The 16,855-nt window shown below is 66.0% G+C and carries 17 protein-coding genes; 10 read left to right on the top strand and 7 right to left on the bottom strand.

Annotation, left to right across the window (positions count from 1 at the left end):
- Positions 1-2 precede the first annotated feature (2 nt).
- The 5 genes from EPB08_RS08270 to EPB08_RS08290 all read right to left on the bottom strand — a co-directional run bounded on the left by EPB08_RS08270 (position 3) and on the right by EPB08_RS08290 (position 5,544).
- Positions 3-737: an ABC transporter permease subunit gene (locus tag EPB08_RS08270; RefSeq protein ID WP_130618569.1), complete on the bottom strand. Its 735-nt coding sequence runs from the start codon at positions 735-737 to the stop codon at positions 3-5.
- Entirely contained in the window at positions 734-1,666 is a 933-nt protein-coding gene (locus EPB08_RS08275; protein ID WP_130618570.1) for an ABC transporter ATP-binding protein, read from the bottom strand. The genes EPB08_RS08270 and EPB08_RS08275 overlap by 4 nt, the downstream gene beginning before the upstream one ends.
- A gap of 170 nt (positions 1,667-1,836) precedes the next feature.
- Complete coding sequence (locus EPB08_RS08280) at positions 1,837-3,189, bottom strand: SRPBCC family protein (protein ID WP_130618571.1); 1,353 nt, start codon at positions 3,187-3,189, stop codon at positions 1,837-1,839.
- Positions 3,190-3,552: 363 nt separating this feature from the next.
- Entirely contained in the window at positions 3,553-4,194 is a 642-nt protein-coding gene (locus tag EPB08_RS08285; protein WP_026635939.1) for a response regulator, read from the bottom strand.
- A 120-nt stretch (positions 4,195-4,314) separates the two neighbouring features.
- Positions 4,315-5,544 (bottom strand): sensor histidine kinase, encoded by a 1,230-nt coding sequence (locus tag EPB08_RS08290; protein WP_130618572.1) that lies wholly within the window; start codon positions 5,542-5,544, stop codon positions 4,315-4,317.
- Between the two features lie 211 nt (positions 5,545-5,755).
- Between EPB08_RS08290 and EPB08_RS08295 the strand changes: the two genes are divergently transcribed.
- The 10 genes from EPB08_RS08295 to EPB08_RS08340 all read left to right on the top strand — a co-directional run bounded on the left by EPB08_RS08295 (position 5,756) and on the right by EPB08_RS08340 (position 14,191).
- Complete coding sequence (locus EPB08_RS08295; protein ID WP_130618573.1) at positions 5,756-6,376, top strand: GNAT family N-acetyltransferase; 621 nt, start codon at positions 5,756-5,758, stop codon at positions 6,374-6,376.
- Complete coding sequence (gene minC, locus EPB08_RS08300) at positions 6,373-7,158, top strand: septum site-determining protein MinC (protein ID WP_130618574.1); 786 nt, start codon at positions 6,373-6,375, stop codon at positions 7,156-7,158. The genes EPB08_RS08295 and minC overlap by 4 nt, the downstream gene beginning before the upstream one ends.
- A gap of 46 nt (positions 7,159-7,204) precedes the next feature.
- The gene (gene minD, locus EPB08_RS08305; RefSeq protein ID WP_130618575.1) at positions 7,205-8,020 is read left to right on the top strand and encodes a septum site-determining protein MinD; all 816 of its coding nucleotides are present in this window, start codon (positions 7,205-7,207) and stop codon (positions 8,018-8,020) included.
- 5 nt (positions 8,021-8,025) lie between these two features.
- Positions 8,026-8,298: a cell division topological specificity factor MinE gene (gene minE / locus EPB08_RS08310; RefSeq protein WP_130618576.1), complete on the top strand. Its 273-nt coding sequence runs from the start codon at positions 8,026-8,028 to the stop codon at positions 8,296-8,298.
- Positions 8,299-8,373: 75 nt separating this feature from the next.
- Positions 8,374-8,886 (top strand): hypothetical protein, encoded by a 513-nt coding sequence (locus EPB08_RS08315; protein WP_130618577.1) that lies wholly within the window; start codon positions 8,374-8,376, stop codon positions 8,884-8,886.
- A 123-nt stretch (positions 8,887-9,009) separates the two neighbouring features.
- Entirely contained in the window at positions 9,010-10,374 is a 1,365-nt protein-coding gene (locus EPB08_RS08320) for an NfeD family protein (RefSeq protein WP_324615204.1), read from the top strand.
- Positions 10,375-10,398: 24 nt separating this feature from the next.
- Positions 10,399-11,154, top strand: a complete 756-nt coding sequence (locus EPB08_RS08325) for a slipin family protein (RefSeq protein WP_130618667.1) — start codon at positions 10,399-10,401, stop codon at positions 11,152-11,154.
- A gap of 77 nt (positions 11,155-11,231) precedes the next feature.
- Positions 11,232-11,786: a YaeQ family protein gene (locus tag EPB08_RS08330; protein WP_130618578.1), complete on the top strand. Its 555-nt coding sequence runs from the start codon at positions 11,232-11,234 to the stop codon at positions 11,784-11,786.
- Positions 11,787-11,794: 8 nt separating this feature from the next.
- Positions 11,795-13,057, top strand: coding sequence for a TIGR03862 family flavoprotein (locus tag EPB08_RS08335; protein ID WP_130618579.1), 1,263 nt, complete (start codon positions 11,795-11,797; stop codon positions 13,055-13,057).
- 99 nt (positions 13,058-13,156) lie between these two features.
- Positions 13,157-14,191 carry an HDOD domain-containing protein gene (locus EPB08_RS08340; RefSeq protein WP_229238257.1) on the top strand — a complete coding sequence of 345 codons (1,035 nt, stop codon included), beginning with the start codon at positions 13,157-13,159 and terminating at the stop codon, positions 14,189-14,191.
- Between the two features lie 97 nt (positions 14,192-14,288).
- Here EPB08_RS08340 and EPB08_RS08345 read toward each other — a convergent pair whose 3' ends face one another.
- Positions 14,289-15,284: an LLM class flavin-dependent oxidoreductase gene (locus tag EPB08_RS08345; protein ID WP_130618580.1), complete on the bottom strand. Its 996-nt coding sequence runs from the start codon at positions 15,282-15,284 to the stop codon at positions 14,289-14,291.
- A gap of 359 nt (positions 15,285-15,643) precedes the next feature.
- A complete protein-coding gene (locus EPB08_RS08350) occupies positions 15,644-16,819 on the bottom strand; it encodes a YVTN family beta-propeller repeat protein (RefSeq protein ID WP_130618581.1) in 1,176 nt (391 codons plus the stop codon).
- Positions 16,820-16,855: the final 36 nt, after the last annotated feature.

The following is a 16,855-nucleotide window of genomic DNA, read 5'->3' on the forward strand; positions in this document are numbered from 1 at the left end:
GGTCACGGCGTCCGCTTGAGGTCGAGCACCAGCACGCCGGCGGTAAGCCAGGCCGCCATGCTCAGCACGAAGTACAGCAGGTCACGCACATCCAGCACGCCGCGCGAGATCGCCTCGAAGTGCCGCAGCATGCTCAGGTGCGCCAGGCCGTTCACCAGCTTGCGCGGCATCGCGCCCTGGAAGAATTCCATCACCTGCGACTGCCCCACCAGGATCAGCAGGAAGCACACCACCAGCGTCAGCACGAAGGCCACCACCTGGCTCTGCGTCACCGCGGAGAGGCAGGCGCCGATGGCCAGGAAGGCGCCGGCCATCAGCCAGCTGCCGATATAGCCGGCGAGGATCACGCCGTTGTCGGGCGAACCGAGGTAATTCACGGTGAGCCAGATCGGGAACGTGAGCACCAGCGCCAGCCCGATGAAGAGCCAGGCCGCGATGAACTTGCCCAGCATCGCCTGCCCCAGCGAAAGCGGCAGGCTGAGCAGCAGCTCCAGCGTGCCGCCCTTGGCCTCTTCCGCCCACATGCGCATCGACACCGCGGGCACCAGCACCAGGTACAGCCATGGATGCATCACGAAGAACGGCTGCAGGTCGGCCTGCCTGCGCTCGTAGAAGTCGCCCGCGTAGAACGTGAGGATGCCCGACATCACCAGGAAGATGACCAGGAACACATACGCCACCGGCGTGACGAAATAGCTGCGCAGCTCGCGCCGCATCACCGCTGCGAGCGGACTCATGCCCTGCCCTCCGCGCTGGTGGTGATGTGACGGAACACCTCGTCGAGGCGGCCTCGCTCGAGCTGGATCTCGGACACCTCCAGGCCCTGCTGGCGCAGCAGGGTCTCCACCGCTTCGAGAATGCGCTGGCCGGGACGCGGGAACACCGTGATGCGCCCGTCGAGCGGATCCACTTCGATGGAAGCCACCTGCGGCAGGCGCCCCAGCATTTCCTGCGAGACGCCACTGCCGGGCGCACTGAACGACACGGCGCCGTGATACCGCGAGCGCGCCTCCAGCTCCGCCGGCGTGGCATCGGCCAGCAGGCGCCCGTTGGCGATGATCACCACGCGGTTGCACAGGGCGTGCACTTCCTCAAGCAGGTGCGTGGAGATCAGGATGGTGCGCTCGCGCGCCATCGCATCGATGAGCTGGCGCACGGCATGCTTCTGGTTGGGATCGAGACCGTCGGTGGGCTCGTCCAGCATCAGCACCTGCGGGTTGTGCACGATCGCCTGGGCCAGGCCCACACGGCGACGCAGTCCCTTGGACAGCGTGTCGATGCACTGGTCGAGCACGCCTTCCAGCTGCAGCCCGCCAACCACGCGCTCGAAGCGGCGATAGCCTTCGTCACGCTGCAGGCCGCGCATGCGGATGATGAAGGTGAGGAATTCGCGCACGGTCAGCTCGCCGTAGCTCGGCGCGCCCTCCGGCAGATAGCCGAGCGCGCGCTTGGCCTTCAGCGGCTCCTTGCGCACGTCATGGCCGCAGACGCGAGCCGTGCCCGAGCTGGGCGCGAGGAAGCCGGCGATCATGCGCATGACCGTGGTCTTGCCGGCACCATTGGGCCCGAGAAGCCCAAGCACCTGTCCCGGTTCGGCACGGAAGCTCAGCGAATCCACGGCGGTCAGGGCGCCGTAGCGCCGGGTGAGCTGTTCGGTTTCGATCATGTCCGCTCGAGGCAGGAGGCGGGCTGCGCGACATGCGCATGGCCCTCGTGAATCAGCGAGTCGACCCGCAATGTAACCGAAAAGTTCGCCGTTACCGGTCGATGCGCAGGCCGAAAATGAAAAGGCCCTCCACGAGGAAGGGCCTTTTCGATGCTTGCGGCTGGGGCGGCTTACTTGCCCGCGCTGGCAGCTTCGGCCGGGGCGGCAGCGGTGCCCGACGAAGCCGGAGCCTGGTCGGTACCCTCGTCCAGCGACGGCGGCTTGATGCCGGCTTCCTGTTCCGGGGTCTGGTCCGGAGCCCAGCTCAGCGGCAGGTACACGTCGAATTCGGCGTACTGCGTGACCTGGTCACCCTGCTTCACTTCCGGCTTGGCTTCGATGTCGTAGAAGCGGTTCACCACTTCGTCGAACTTGTAGCCGTGGGTCTGGGCATAGGCCTTCATCAGGTCGCGGGTCTGCGGCACGCCGGCGGCGGTACCGTTCCACACGGCCTTGAGGGCCGGGCCACCGAAGGCAAGGAGCGCGCGCACGTCGTTGTCGACGATCAGGCGACCGAAGCGGTCATGGCCACCCGGGGTGTTGTCAGCCGGGGCGGCGGCAGCAGCGTCGCCGCTGGTGCTGGCACTGGCGGCCGTGGTCAGGTCGGGCGCCTTGGCGGCAGCGAGTTCCACGGTCTGGCCACCGACGTTCAGGCTGGTCGCGCTGATCGGCATGGCCACGTCGAACGTGTAGGTCTGGTCGCCGTAGTTGGTGGTGTAGATGATGCGCGGACCGGTGGTGGTCACGCCCAGCTTCTTGGCGGCAGCCTGGATCTCGCCGACAGCCTTGTCGGTCGCGTCATTGAGGGCCTCGAGGCCACCCTTGCGCTCGATCGAGGTCGACACCAGCAGCACCGGCGTCGGCTGGGTCTGCTCGATGTACGGGATCAGCTTGGTGTAGTCGACGTTCTGCACGCCGGCCAGCACGTTCTGCAGGTTGTTCACGGTGAACTGGATGAAGGCATCCGGATCGCCATGAATGTAGAGATTGGCGTAGCGGTTGATCAGGTTGAAGCCATAGGCGACGTCATACGACCAGGTCACCTTGGTCAGCTGGCCACGGCTGCCCTGACGCTCGAGGTCGAGCGTGAAGTGCTTGTCGTTGCCGCGCCAGTCGTTGTCCAGGTTCCAGACGATGGAAGCCTTGTGGGCCTGCGAGTCGATCTTGTCGAAGGTCGGATCGGCCGAGGCGATGGTCAGCTTGCCGTTGCCGACCTTCTCGTCCTGGCTCGCCCAGGACACTTCGGCACCCGGGCCATAGGCCTTGCCGGAGAAGTCAAACTTGATGTTGCGGTCGTACTCGCGCTGCACCGTGTATTCCGGGAAGCGACGGAAGTTGCTCAACACGTCATAAACCTGACGCATGTCCTTGCCGATGACCAACGACCTTTCCACATGGCCGCTGCCAGGCATGACCACACCCACGACCACCGCCACGACGGCAACGATGATCAGGGCAACAATAAATTCAAGAACACGCATCATTCCGGGGTTCTCCGCACGTCTCTCTGTATACGGCATTAGGGCAGTCGGGCCGCTGGAGACCGGCCAGCCACGGGAAATTCCCGAAGAATCGCATCGTGACAGGGGGTCGGCCAGCGCCGAAGCCACCGATACTACTTGCTCGCGCGCAGGAACGCCATCCGGCAGTGAGATGGCCTTCCAGACGCCTGCGAATGGCCGTGGGACAAGGTCTGGCGGCGTAGCGTAAGACCTGACGGATACAACGGTCGAAGCGCCTGCGCAGCCGTCATTTCGCAGAGGCGTGAGATTTCAGCAGTGCCAGGGGCTTGTAGGGCGCGGTGCCCAGCCCCTGCCATGAAACCCTCGCCCTCGACGGGCGCGCGGTCAGACGATGCCCAGTTCCAGCGCCTTCAAAACCGCGCGGGTGCGGTCGCGCACGCCCAGCTTGGAAAGGATGTTGGAAACGTGGTTCTTCACGGTTCCCTCGGCCACCTTCAAGGAGTTGGCGATCTCCTTGTTGCTGTAACCGCCGGACAGCAGGCGCAGGATTTCGGTCTCGCGCTCGGTCAGCGGGTCCGGCTGTTCCAGGCTGGTGAACTGGTTCTGCATGCGGCCGACGCCGGCCAGCAGGCGCTGGGTGACCATGGGTGCCACCAGCGAACCGCCGGCGGCCACCGTGCGCACGGCTTCCACCAGTTGCTCGAGCGACACGTCCTTGAGCAGGTAGCCGCGGGCGCCGGCCTTGAGGCCCTGCAGCACGAGCTGGTCGTCATCGAAAGTGGTCAGGATGATGGTGGGCGGCAGCTCGTTGCGCGCGGACAGCGCCTGCAGCACTTCCAGGCCGCTCATGTTCGGCATGCGAAGGTCGAGCAGCACGACATCGGGCTTGATTCGGGGAATGTCCTGTACTGCCTGTGCGCCATCGGCGCATTCGGCCACCACGCGGATGTCCTCCGCCAGATCCAGCAGCGAGCGAACACCCTGGCGAACCAGGTTCTGGTCATCGACAAGACAGACGGAAATCATCGCGAATCCTCGGAGCGGTTGTGGCCTGCGTGCGATGCCCGCGGCCTACGGGAAACGATGCTGCTATCCAAACAGCACAATATTGACACGACCACATGGCGAGACGGGAAGTTGTCCGCCCTAAACCATGCCCAACGCGGGCGGCTCAAACCGTGACGGCGTATGCGCCAGCTCCGGGGCCTCGCCCAGCGGCAGGCGCACCGTCAGGGCAAAGCCCTGGGCCAGTGCCGGGTCCACCGTCACGCTGCCCTCGAATTCATTCAGGCGCTCGCGCATGCCCGACAAGCCGTTGCCCGGCCGGAAATTCACCGCGCCACGGCCATCGTCGCGGGCGGACAGTTCGAGCAGGTTCGCGTTGACGTAATCGAAGCGCAGCCACAGGTTGCGTGCCGCTGCGTGCTTGGCGGCATTGGTGATGATTTCCTGCGCACAGCGCAGCAAGACCTGGGCGCGGCGCGGGTCTTCCACGCTGAAGCGCGGCGGCGTTTCGACATGCACGCGCAAGCCGGGCACGCCTTCGATCAGGCTGCGCAGCGCCTGCGTCAGGTCGATGGCATCGTCCTGGCGCAGCTCGCTCACCACTTCGCGCACGTCCGACAGCAGGTGCTTGGCGGTCACCTGCGCCTTCTGCACGTGCTCGGCGGCCTGCGGGTTGACCAGGTGGCTGGCCACCTCAAGGTTGAGGCTGAGCGCGGTGAGGTGGTGGCCGACCAGGTCATGCAGGTCGCGCGCGATGCGCATGCGTTCGGCAATACGGGTGGACTCGGCCAGCAGCGCACGGGTGGCGCGCAGTTCGGAGTTGAGGCGGCGCTGGATCTCGCGCTCCTCCGCCTGCAGGCTCGCGATCATCGAGGTGAAGAACACCAGCGCCGATATGCCCATGTACATGCAGACCTGCAGGAACGCCGTCACGATGGTCCAGCCCATGTAGCTAGCGATGATCGGGATCAGCATCAGATTCTGCAGCAGCATCCACACCAGCCCGGCGCCCACGGGCAACTGCCACGGCAGCACCACCGCGATCACCAGCATCAACATGGCCGACAGGCCGCTCTGGCTGAACCAGCCCATGGCGACCGCCGAGCCGGTCAGCACCACCAGGCCCAGCAGCTGCGGCAGCGAGGGGTAGCCGACCTGGCGCGTCATGCTCGATCGGCGCGTCAGCAACAGATAGGTCAGGCCGAAGATCAGGTAGGAAAGGACCCAGCCCGTGATGTTCGGGTTGCTCCACCAGGAGCTGACCTGGGCCAGGCTCCAGCTGCCCGGCAAAAGCGGCAGCGCGACGCACAGGTACGTGGTGAGGCCGGCGTACCGCAGCAGCCGGATATGATTGATGTTGGACCATGCCATAGGCGCATCATCGGCTGGCCCGAGGCGTGGTGCAATGCGTGAGAAGTCACTCCCCTACCCCTGCCGAAAGGCACGGCCGCTTGCGCTTTACGAAGGTTTTACATGGTGCGCCGTGTTATGTGCGGCCGCCGTACGCATGTCATAATGCCGGCCGATACGCGGGGCCGATGCAAACGGTCTTGTCCTCGAACCACACACAGCGGAGCAACGAATGGCCCTTGCCATCCGCGACGTGCGAGAGCACGACCTGGATGCCGTACTGGCGCTCAACAACGCCGCCGGCCGCACCATCCTCGCCCTTGACGCGACTCAACTGCGCTTCTTCTATGACCACGCGGATTATTTCCGCGTGGCCGAGATCGACGGCCACCTGGCCGGCTTCCTGATCGCCCTGCGCGATGGCAGCGACTACGACAGCCCGAACTACCACTGGTTTTCGGAACGCTACCCGCAGTTCGCCTACATCGACCGCATCGTCATCGCCAACGCCTACCGCCGTCATGGCCTGGGTCGCATCTTCTATTGCGACGTGACCAGCTATGCCGAGGTGCGCGTGCCCCTGCTCACCTGCGAGGTGTTCCTGGAGCCGCGCGACGACGTGGTGGTGCTGTTCCATGGCACCTACGGCTTCCAGGAAGTGGGCCAGCAGCGCATGGGCGAGGAAGGTCCGCAGGTCAGCCTGCTGGCCAAGGACCTGCCCAGTTACGCCTTCGTGCGCGAAACCTACCTGGACCACGACGGCCTGCCCGACGTGCCCTGGCTCGCCGAGCGCGAGCGTCCCTTCCACCCTGATACGACCCGGCGCCGCCTCGCTGGAGAGCGGCGCCCATGAATGCACGAATGGATACTCAAGAAGCCTGTGACCTGCGCTTTGGCCAGGTCGGCATCGCCAACGTGCGCGTGCGCCGTGCCGATGCCGCCGCCCTCTGCGATGAACTCGAACGCCGCGTGCGCTCCGCGCCGCAACTGTTTGCCCGCGCCGCCGTGGTGCTGGACCTCAGCCACCTGCTGAACCTGCCCGACGACGGCACGGTCGACGCCCTGCTGGAGGCCGTGCGCAGCGCCGGCATGATCCCGGTAGGCCTGGCCTATGGCACCAGCGAAGTGGAAGCCCTGGCGGTCCGCATGGGGCTGCCGCTGATCGCCAAATTCCGGGCGGCTTACGAGCCGGCCGACGGCGGCAGCATCGCCCCGCCGGCACCGCCGGCAGCGCCCGCCCCGGCACCCGTTGCCGAGCCGCCGCGCCGGGCCGAACCGGTCCGCAGCGAAGCCGAGCCGGTGGCCGGTCTCGGTGCCCAGCAATACGACGGCACCGTGCGCTCGGGCCAGCAGGTGTATGCGCGCGACCGCGACCTGGTGGTGACCGGTGCCGTGGCCAATGGCGCCGAAGTGATCGCCGACGGCAACATCCACATCTACGGCGGCCTGCGCGGCCGTGCGATGGCTGGCGCACAGGGCGATGAGAAGGCGCGCATCTATATTTCCGACTTCCGCGCGGAGCTGGTGGCCATCGCCGGCCACTACCGCGTGTTTGAACAAATTCCGAAGGACCTGGAAGGCCAGTCTGTGCGATGCTGGCTCGAAGGGGAAAAATTGCTGATCGCCAAGCTTTGACGACAGCCCCTAATTACTACAACAAAGCATTTTGCGGAGATGAGCCTTGACTGCTGAGATTATCGTTGTCACTTCGGGCAAAGGTGGCGTAGGCAAGACCACCACCAGTGCCTCGCTTGCCACGGGCCTTGCCATGGCCGGCAAGAAAGTCGCGGTGATCGATTTTGACGTCGGCCTGCGTAACCTCGACCTGATCATGGGCTGCGAACGCCGCGTGGTGTACGACTTCGTCAATGTCGTCCACGGCGAGGCCACGCTCAAGCAGTCCCTCATCAAGGACAAGCGCTACGAAAACCTGTACGTGCTGGCCGCCAGCCAGACGCGCGACAAGGACGCCCTCACCCAGGAAGGCGTGGAAAAGGTGCTCGAGGAGCTGGGCAAGGAAGGCTTCGACTACGTCGTGTGCGATTCGCCGGCCGGCATCGAAAAGGGTGCGCACCTGGCGATGTACTTCGCCGACCACGCCGTGGTGGTGGTGAACCCGGAAGTGTCCTCGGTGCGCGACTCCGACCGCATCCTGGGCCTGCTCTCCAGCAAGACGCGCCGCGCCGAACGTGGTGATGGCGCGATCCGTCAGCACCTGCTGCTGACGCGCTACAACCCGGCCCGCGTGGCCGTGGGCGAGATGCTCAGCGTCAAGGACGTCGAGGACATCCTCGGCATCAATGTCGTCGGCGTGATCCCGGAGTCGGAAAACGTGCTCGCCGCGTCCAACGCCGGCGTGCCCGTCATCCTCGACGAGAACTCTTTTGCCGGCCAGGCCTACAGCGACACCGTCGCTCGCATCCTCGGTGAGGAACGTGCCATGCGCTTCCTCGACGCGCCCAAGAAGGGCTTCTTCCAGCGCGTATTCGGAGGCTGATCGCGATGGGTATTCTTGATTTCCTGAAGCGCAAGCCGGAGCCCACCGCTGCCGTCGCCAAGGAGCGTCTTCGCATCATCGTGGCTCAGGAGCGCTCCACCCGTGGCGCACCCGACTACCTGCCGTTGCTGCGCAACGAGCTGCTCGAAGTGATCAAGAAATACGTCCACGTCGACCTCGAAGCCATCAACATCAACGTCGAGCGCGACAGCGGACACGAGATCCTCGAGCTTTCCGTGGCGCTGCCAGAACACGTGCAGGCCAAGCCCGCCGGCTGATGCCATCGAGGCACGGGCCAGTCCCGTGCCTCGGTTCGCCTGCTTCATCACCGCCCAAGGGCGGAACGATTGTCCATGCTTTCCGAATCCACCCCGTTGCCTGACGAAGCCAGCGTGATGCGCCTCGATGCCATCGGCTTCGACGTGCCCGCCATGCTGCTGGCCCGTTACGGCCTGCAGCTGCTGCGCGTTGAATCCGGCACGGCCATTCCCGGCAGCTTCTGGGGTGACGACGAAGCCGGCATCATCGGTACCACGGTGTACGCGCGTGGCGACACGCCGGTCCATTCGCTGTTGCACGAAGCCGGGCACCTGATCGTGCTGCCCGCCGAGCGTCGCGCCTTCGTGCATACCGACGCCACCGATTCGATCGCCGAGGAAGACGCCACCTGTTACCTGCAGATCGTGCTCGCCGACGAACTGCCCGGCGTGGGACGCCTGCGCCTGATGACCGACATGGATGCCTGGGGCTATTCGTTCCGGCTCGGCTCGACCCGGGCGTGGTTCGAACAGGACGCCGACAACGCCCGCCAATGGCTGGTGGAACACGGCCTGCTCGACACGCAGGGTCGACCGGTTTTCAGCTGACCCCCTTCGCCGCTCTCCTGCCGCCTCCATGGCAAGCGGGGACCCGGCACCTTTCAATCCATCTCACACCGGCGAAACATCCTCGGGCGCACTCTGAAGTCGCCACCTTTGAGGAGGCGCTGCGTGACGCGATGGCTTACGACGTCGTCGACCCGTTGGATGCTGGCGCTGGCCATCATGGCGGCGGCCGGACAGGCTGCCGATGCGCCGATGCGTGCGGGGGCGTTTGCCGCGCGCATCGAACTCACCGGTCCGATTGGCCCTGCGGCCGCCGAGTACGTCGACGACAGCCTGCAGCGTGCGGATCGCGACGGCGCATCGGTGATCGTGCTGCAGATGGACACGCCGGGCGGCTTGTCCGATTCGATGCGCCAGATCATCGCCAGCATTCTCGCGGCCCGTCAGCCCGTACTGGGTTACGTAGCGCCGGGTGGCGCGCGAGCGGCCTCTGCCGGAACCTACATTCTTTATGCCTGCCAGATCGCGGCGATGGCGCCGGCCACGCACCTGGGCGCGGCGACACCCGTGCCCCTGGGCGGTGCCAGTCCGCTCCCCCTCGGCAACGAGCCGGCCTCATCGGGCACGGCGGCCAAACCGTCACCGGATGCGGAAACCAACAAGGTCCTCAATGACGCCATCGCGTCGATCCGCTCGCTCGCGCAGCTCAACGGGCGCAATGCGGACTGGGCGGAGGAGGCCGTTCGCGGTGCAGCCACGCTTACCGCCGACGAAGCGATGCAGAAACATGTGATCGACCTGGTCGTGGGCGATGTCCCTGCCCTGCTTGCGCGTGCCGACGGACGGCACGTGCGCGTGGCCGGCAACGAGATCGTGCTGCACAGCGCCGGGCTGCCCATCCGCGACTACGCACCCAACTGGCGCACCCACCTGCTCGACATCGTGACCCATCCCACCATCGCCTATCTGTTGCTGCTGGCCGGCATGTATGGACTGGTGCTCGAGGCGTTCCATCCGGGCGTACTGCTGCCGGGCATTGCCGGCGCGATCTGCCTGCTGGTCGGCCTGTATGCGCTGCAGCTGCTGCCGGTGAACTATGCAGGCCTCGCCTTGATGGTGCTGGGCGTCGGGCTGATCGTGGCCGAGGCGCTTGCCCCCTCGGTGGGCGCGATCGGCATCGGTGGCGTGATCGCCTTCGTGCTCGGCTCGATCATGCTGTTCAGTACCGGCGTGCCGGGTTACGCGGTCAACCTCGGCGTGATCGGGGGCATCGCCTTCTCGGCCACGGTGCTGCTGGTGCTGTTGCTGCGATTGGTCAGGCGCTCGCGGCGAACGCGGCTGTTCCATGGCGACACGCAGATGCAGCAGGTCACCGGCGAACTGATGCAGGCGGTGAATGCCGGTGGCGAAGCCTGGGCACGCGTCGGCGGCGAGCAGTGGCGCGTGCGCTGCGAATCCGCCTTGCCGGCGGGTGCGCGCGTGCGGGTCATCGGTCGCGACGGCCTGCTGCTGAGGGTGGTCCAAGCCTAGGTGGATACCATGGAGGAGTTACGTATGTTCGGTTTCATCGGCGTGATCGTGGTGTGGGTGGTGGCGCTGCTGTTCCTGTCGATCAAGGTGCTGCCGGAATACCAGCGCGGCGTCGTGCTGACACTCGGTCGCTATACCGGCACGAAAGGTCCGGGACTGGTCATCCTGATTCCGGTGGTGCAACGGATGATGCGCGTGGACCTGCGCGTGACCGTGATGGACGTGCCACCGCAGGACGTCATCTCGCGCGACAACGTCTCGGTGCGCGTCAATGCCGTGGTGTACTTCCGCGTGGTGGAACCGGACAAGGCGATACTGCAGGTGTCCGATTTCTTCCAGGCCACCAGCCAGCTCGCGCAGACGCGATTGCGCTCGGTGCTGGGCCAGCACGATCTGGACGACATCCTTTCGCAGCGCGACTCGATCAACCATAGCCTGCAGCAGATCCTCGACGAAGCCACCGACCCCTGGGGCATCAAGGTCAGCAACGTGGAGATCAAGGACGTGGACCTCAACGAGACGATGGTGCGCGCGATCGCCCGCCAGGCCGAGGCCGAACGCGAGCGCCGTGCCAAGGTGATCCACGCCGAAGGCGAATTGCAGGCTGCGGAGAAGCTGCGCGATGCCGCGGCCCTGCTCGCCCAGCAGCCGCAGGCCCTGCAACTGCGCTATATGCAGACGATGTCGGACATGTCCAACAGCGGCAAGGCCTCCACCATCGTCTTCCCGCTGCCGATGGACCTGGTCAAACCCCTGCTGGATCTGCTGCCCCGCACCTGACTCCGCCCCGTAGCGACCCTGGGCGACGGATGGCGCCGGCCAAGTACAATGGGTGGTTACCTTCCGCAGGCACCCCCATGGCCCTCAACGCCACCATCTACAAGGCCGAGCTGCAGGTCAGCGACATGGACCGGCATTACTACGCCACCCATGCACTGACCGTAGCGCGCCATCCTTCCGAAACGGCCGAGCGCCTGATGGTGCGTCTGCTGGCCTTCGCCCTGTACGCGGACGAGCGCCTGGAGTTCGGCAAGGGCCTGAGCGACGACGACGAGCCTGCCCTGTGGCGCAAGGCATACACCGGCGAGATCGAGCAGTGGATCGAGCTGGGCCAGCCCGACGAGGCGCGCATCCGCAAGGCCTGCGGCCGGGCCCAGCAAGTGGTGGTGATCAACTACAGCGGCCGCGGCGCCGACATCTGGTGGGACAAGATCGCCGGCTCGCTCGGACGCAACCGCAACCTCACCGTGCTGGACATCCCGGCTGAAACGGTGGACCAGCTGGCCGCCATGTCCGAACGCGGCATGCGCCTGCAGTGCCTGATCCAGGACGGCCAGCTGCAGATCATGAGCGAGACCACCAGCGTGTCGGTCGAACCGCAGTCGCGCATGACGGCCGCGCTGCCGAACTGACGCCTGCCATGCCTTCTGCTCCACGCGCCCAAGCCAGTATCGCCATCATCGGTGGCGGCCCCGCCGGACTGATGGCGGCCGAGACCGCGCGGGCGGCCGGGCTGGACGTGGATGTCTATGAGGCGAAGGGATCCGTCGGGCGCAAGTTCCTCATCGCCGGCAAGGGCGGCATGAACCTGACCCATGGCGAGCCCAAGCCTGATTTCGTGCAGCGCTACGGTGCACGGGCGAAGGAAGTCGGCCGATGGCTGGACACGTTCGACGCCGACGCGCTGCGAGAGTGGGCGCGTGGACTGGGCGTGGAAACCTTTGTCGGTACCTCCGGCCGCGTGTTTCCCAGCGACCTGAAGGCGGCGCCGCTGCTGCGCGGCTGGGTGCATCGCCTGCGTGACAGTGGCGTTCGCTTCCACGTCCACCATCGCTGGCTGGGTTGGCACGAGGATGGCTCGCTGCGCATGCATACGCCGGAGGGCGAACGCGCGATCCGCGCGGATGCCGTGGTGCTGGCCCTGGGCGGCGGCAGCTGGCCGCAGCTCGGGTCCGATGGCGCGTGGCAGCCGTGGCTCGCCGCGAGAGGCGTGGGCGTTTCGCCCCTGGTGCCGTCCAACTGCGGCTTCGATATTGGCTGGAGCGAGCATCTCGCCAGCCGTTTCGCGGGTGCGCCGCTGAAACCGGTGGCGATCCATTTTCACGACGCGCAAGACAACGGGCACGCGCGCCAGGGCGAATGCGTCATCACCGCCACCGGCATCGAAGGCAGCCTGATCTACGCGTTCTCCGGAATGCTGCGTGACGCCTTGGCGGCGAACGGATCGACCGGCATCGCGCTGGATCTTTCTCCCGACCGCACGCTGGAGCGCCTGCGCAACGACCTGGCCAAGCCACGCGGCAGCCGTTCGATGAGCGAGCACCTGCGCCGCCAGACCGGCCTCGCCGGGGTGAAGGCCGCGCTGCTGCACGAAGTGCTGGATCGCGACCAGTTCCATGACGCCGAAACCCTGGCCCGGACCATCAAGCGCCTTCCGCTGACGCTGAAGCACGCTCGACCGATCGAGGAAGCCATCAGCAGCGGCGGCGGCGTGCGCCTGGAAGCGCTCGACGAGCAGTTGATGCTCACCGCCCTGCCCGGCGTGTTCTGCGCCGGCGAGATGCTGGACTGGGAGGCGCCCACCGGCGGTTACCTGCTTACCGCCAGCTTCGCCAGTGGCCGCCTCGCCGGCCAGGGTGCCGTCGACTGGATCCGTCGCCCGCGGGAAAACCACCCCGGCTGAGTAGCCCGTCGCAGGATCTTCCATCCACGCTACATGTTTCCGTTTTCGTGCCGATACAGAAGCGGAGCGGGGGCGCGAGGCGTGGGAGTGCGAGGGACGATGATGGGTTACTGGTGGCGGTTTTTTGCACGTGCGCGCACGCCTGCAGCATCGGCGGCGCGCCCGGCTGCGCCCAACCGCGATGCATCGCCGCTCCTTGACGAATCCTCCGCCCACGGCACGGTCACCGGCGGAGAAATCGAGGACCGCTTCCATCGGTTCATCCTGAACCTGCCCGTGAATCCGGGCGGCGTCGCCAACCCGGCCCGCGAGCAGTCCGTGCTGCAACGCCTGGGTGAGCTTTGCGATAACGACCGTTTCGATGTGCGCAGCCTGCCGCGCATGCCCACGGTGCTGCCGCAATTGATGCGCGCAATGAAGAGCGACAACCTCAACGGTGCCCAGCTGGCCAACCTGATACGCCGCGACCCGGTGCTGGTCGGCGAAGTCATGCGCGTTACCGGCAGCGTGGCTTACCGCACGGCACACCCGGTGGGCAGCCTGCAGCACGCGGTGGTGTTGCTCGGCCAGGTAGGCCTGCGCCATGTGGTGTCGGTCTACGTGATGAAACCGATCCTGATGGCGAGCGCCGGTACCAATGGCCAGGTGGTTGGCCAGCGCTTGTGGGACCACGCGGAACGCTGCGCGCATGCGGCGGTGTTCCTCAGCAAGGGACAGTGCGATCCGTTCGAGGCACAGCTCGCCGGCCTGGTCGGCTACACCGGCCTGGGCGCGATTGCGCGCCTACTGGAAAAGGAACTGGGCCAACCCCTGCCCGCCTGCTCGCCTTCCTTCATCGCCGGTTGCGCCCGCATCGCCGCCCGCCTCAGCGTGCACGCCTCCCGGCATTGGGATCTGCCGTCCGTGGTCCTCGATGCCCTGATGGAGCATGCCGAAGCAACGCCAGAGGCGATGGCGCAGCCCATGAGTCGCGTACTGCACGCCGCACAACGCCTGGCGATGTGCCAGCAACTCGCCGAGCAGGGCCTGATGGATGGCGAAGCCGACTACACCGACGACAGCATCACCCAGTTCCCTGCCCAGCTGCTCGCGCGTTGCCGGCAGGATCTGCAGCGCAACTTTGCCGAGCTCTGATGCGCGCTACGCTTTCACCTGTAGGAGCGCACCCAGTGCGCGAAAAGCCTACGAAGCGGTGACGACATAACGCTGCGATCGCGCACTGGGTGCGCTCCTACAGGGCTTCCAGCCCCTGCATCAGCTTCGCCGCCACTTCGAAGGAATGACAACGCGCCTCGTGCTCGAACACGTTGGCGGTAATCATCAACTCGTCGGGACGATGGCGCGCCACGAAGGCTTCGAGCCCTTCCTTCACGGTGGTCGCATCACCCACCACGGCACACGCCAGCGCACGCTCCACGCCGAACTTCTCGGTGGGCGTCCAGTAGGTTTCGATGTCGTCGATCGGCGGGGGAATCAGCCCGGGCCGGCCACGACGAAGATTGATGAAGCTCTGCTGCTGCGTGGTGAACAGGCGTCGCGCTTCGGCATCGCTGCCGGCCGCCACCACGTTGATGCCGAGCATCGCGTACGGTGCCTGCAGGCGTGCCGAGGGCCGGAAATCGCGGCGATACAGCGCCAGCGCCTCGTCCATCGCATCCGGCGCGAAGTGCGAGGCAAACGCGAACGGCAGACCCATCGCCGCCGCCAGCCGCGCACTGAACAGGCTGGACCCAAGCAGCCACACCGGCACCTCGATGCCAGCGCCAGGAACCGCCCGCACCGGTTGCTCCGGTGTGGCCGGTTCGAAATACGCCAGCAGTTCCGCCACGTCCTGCGGAAACGCTTCTGCACTGTCGAAGTAGCGACGCAATGCGCGGGCCGTCGGATGATCGGTGCCGGGCGCCCGCCCCAGCCCGAGGTCGATGCGACCCGGGTAGAGCGACGCCAGCGTGCCGAACTGTTCGGCCACCTGAAGGGGTGCATGGTTCGGCAGCATGATGCCGCCGGCGCCGACGCGGATGGTCGAGGTGCCGCCGGCCACATGGCCGATCAGCACCGCGGTCGCCGCGCTGGCAATGCCGGGCATGTTGTGATGCTCGGCCAGCCAGTACCTCGTATAGCCCCATCGCTCGGCACGACGCGCCAGGTCCAGGGTGTTGGCGAACGCCTGCGTGGCGTCGCTACCTTCGGTCACTGGCGCCAGATCGAGTACGGAAAAGGGAATCATGCGGCCTCCTCGGCGTGGAAGCCCTTCATGTGGGGACGATGGCTGCGATTGCCAGCCGCCGCCTCAGTTAAGGCGCCAGGAGCGCTGTTCGATGCGACCGCAGCGTCCGCATTCGCGGCGGCCAGGCGCCGGACGCTCCCATTTGTGCTTGAAAACACGACACATCCATCGTCCGACCCACTCCTTTCCCCTCATGTACCGTCCCCTGATCCATGTCGAAAATGTGCACCAGGTCACAATTTAACAATTGCATCGGGAAAAGGCGATAACAGGCAGATGACAACATCGCTAGCGGCAGAAAGAAAAACGCCTGCCCTTTTCGGGGCAGGCGTTTGCGTTTCACCGCGCCGGGGAAAAACTCAGCGCACGATGCCGGTGTGGCCCAGCGAGTAGCGACCCGGCTGCGGCCACACGGTCAGGCCGTGCGGCTCCTGGCCAACCTTGATGAAGCGCACCGCGCCGCTGGTGGTGTCGATCGCATACACCACGTCGTCGAAGCGACCCGACAGCCACAGCGTCTTGCCGTCCGCGCTGACGTTGCCCATATCCGGGCTGCCGCCGCCGGGGATCGGCCAGTTCGCCACCACCTTCTGCGTCTTGAAGTCGATCACCGAGACGCTGCCCTTACCGTGCTTGGGCCCGTGGATCTTGTTGGAGCCACGGTTGGCAACGTAGAGCTTGCTGCCGTCGCGGCTCGGGTACAGGCCATGCGTGCCCACGCCGGTCTTGATGAAGCCGACCTGCTTGAAGGCATCGCCGTCGATCAGGTAGACGCCGTCGGCCATCATGTCGGCCACGTAGAAGGTCTTGCCGTCAGCGGAGGCGCGGATGTCCTGCGGCATGCCCTTCTTGGACAGGTCGAGGTAGCCAATCACCTTGCGGTTCACCATGTCGATCTTGGTGAGCTTGCCGGTGAACTCGCAGGTAAAGATGGCATAGCGGCCATCAATGGAGAACTCGGCGTGGTTGATGCCCTTGCACTCCGGTGCCGACAGGCTCGAGTGCAGCGCCATGGTGTGCGCATCGCGGAAATCCAGGCGCGCATGCGCCTCGGCCACCACGATCGCTTCCTTGCCGTCCGGCGTGAAGTACATGTTGTACGGATCGTCCACCGCGACCGCCTTGCCCGGCTTGCCGGTGCGCGGATCGATCGGGGTGAGGCTGCCATCGTTCTTGCGCTCGGCGTTGTTGGTCGCCCACAGCGTGCGCATGTCCCACGACGGCACGACGTGCTGCGGACCCTCGCCCACCTTGAACTTGTCCACCACCTTGTAGGTGGCCGGATCGATCACGTAGACGTCGTTGGAGCGCAGGTTGGGCACGTAGATGCGCGGAAGGTCCTTGGCGACCTCAGGGCTCACGTGGCCGAGGCCCGACTCGCTGTACATGTTGGCGGGGTTGACCACCGGCGGCATGCCGGCAACCGTGGTGACGGACGAAGCCGCCAGGGCGTTGCCGCCCACGCACGCAGCAGCGAGCGCGAACGGGAGAACCCGGGACAGGCGAAGGGAACGCAGGGAGTGGGCGATGGCCATGTGCGGACAGCTTATGAGTGGGGTTGGGAGGAATCG

This window comes from Dyella amyloliquefaciens, from assembly GCF_004296575.1.
Classification (GTDB): domain Bacteria; phylum Pseudomonadota; class Gammaproteobacteria; order Xanthomonadales; family Rhodanobacteraceae; genus Dyella; species Dyella amyloliquefaciens.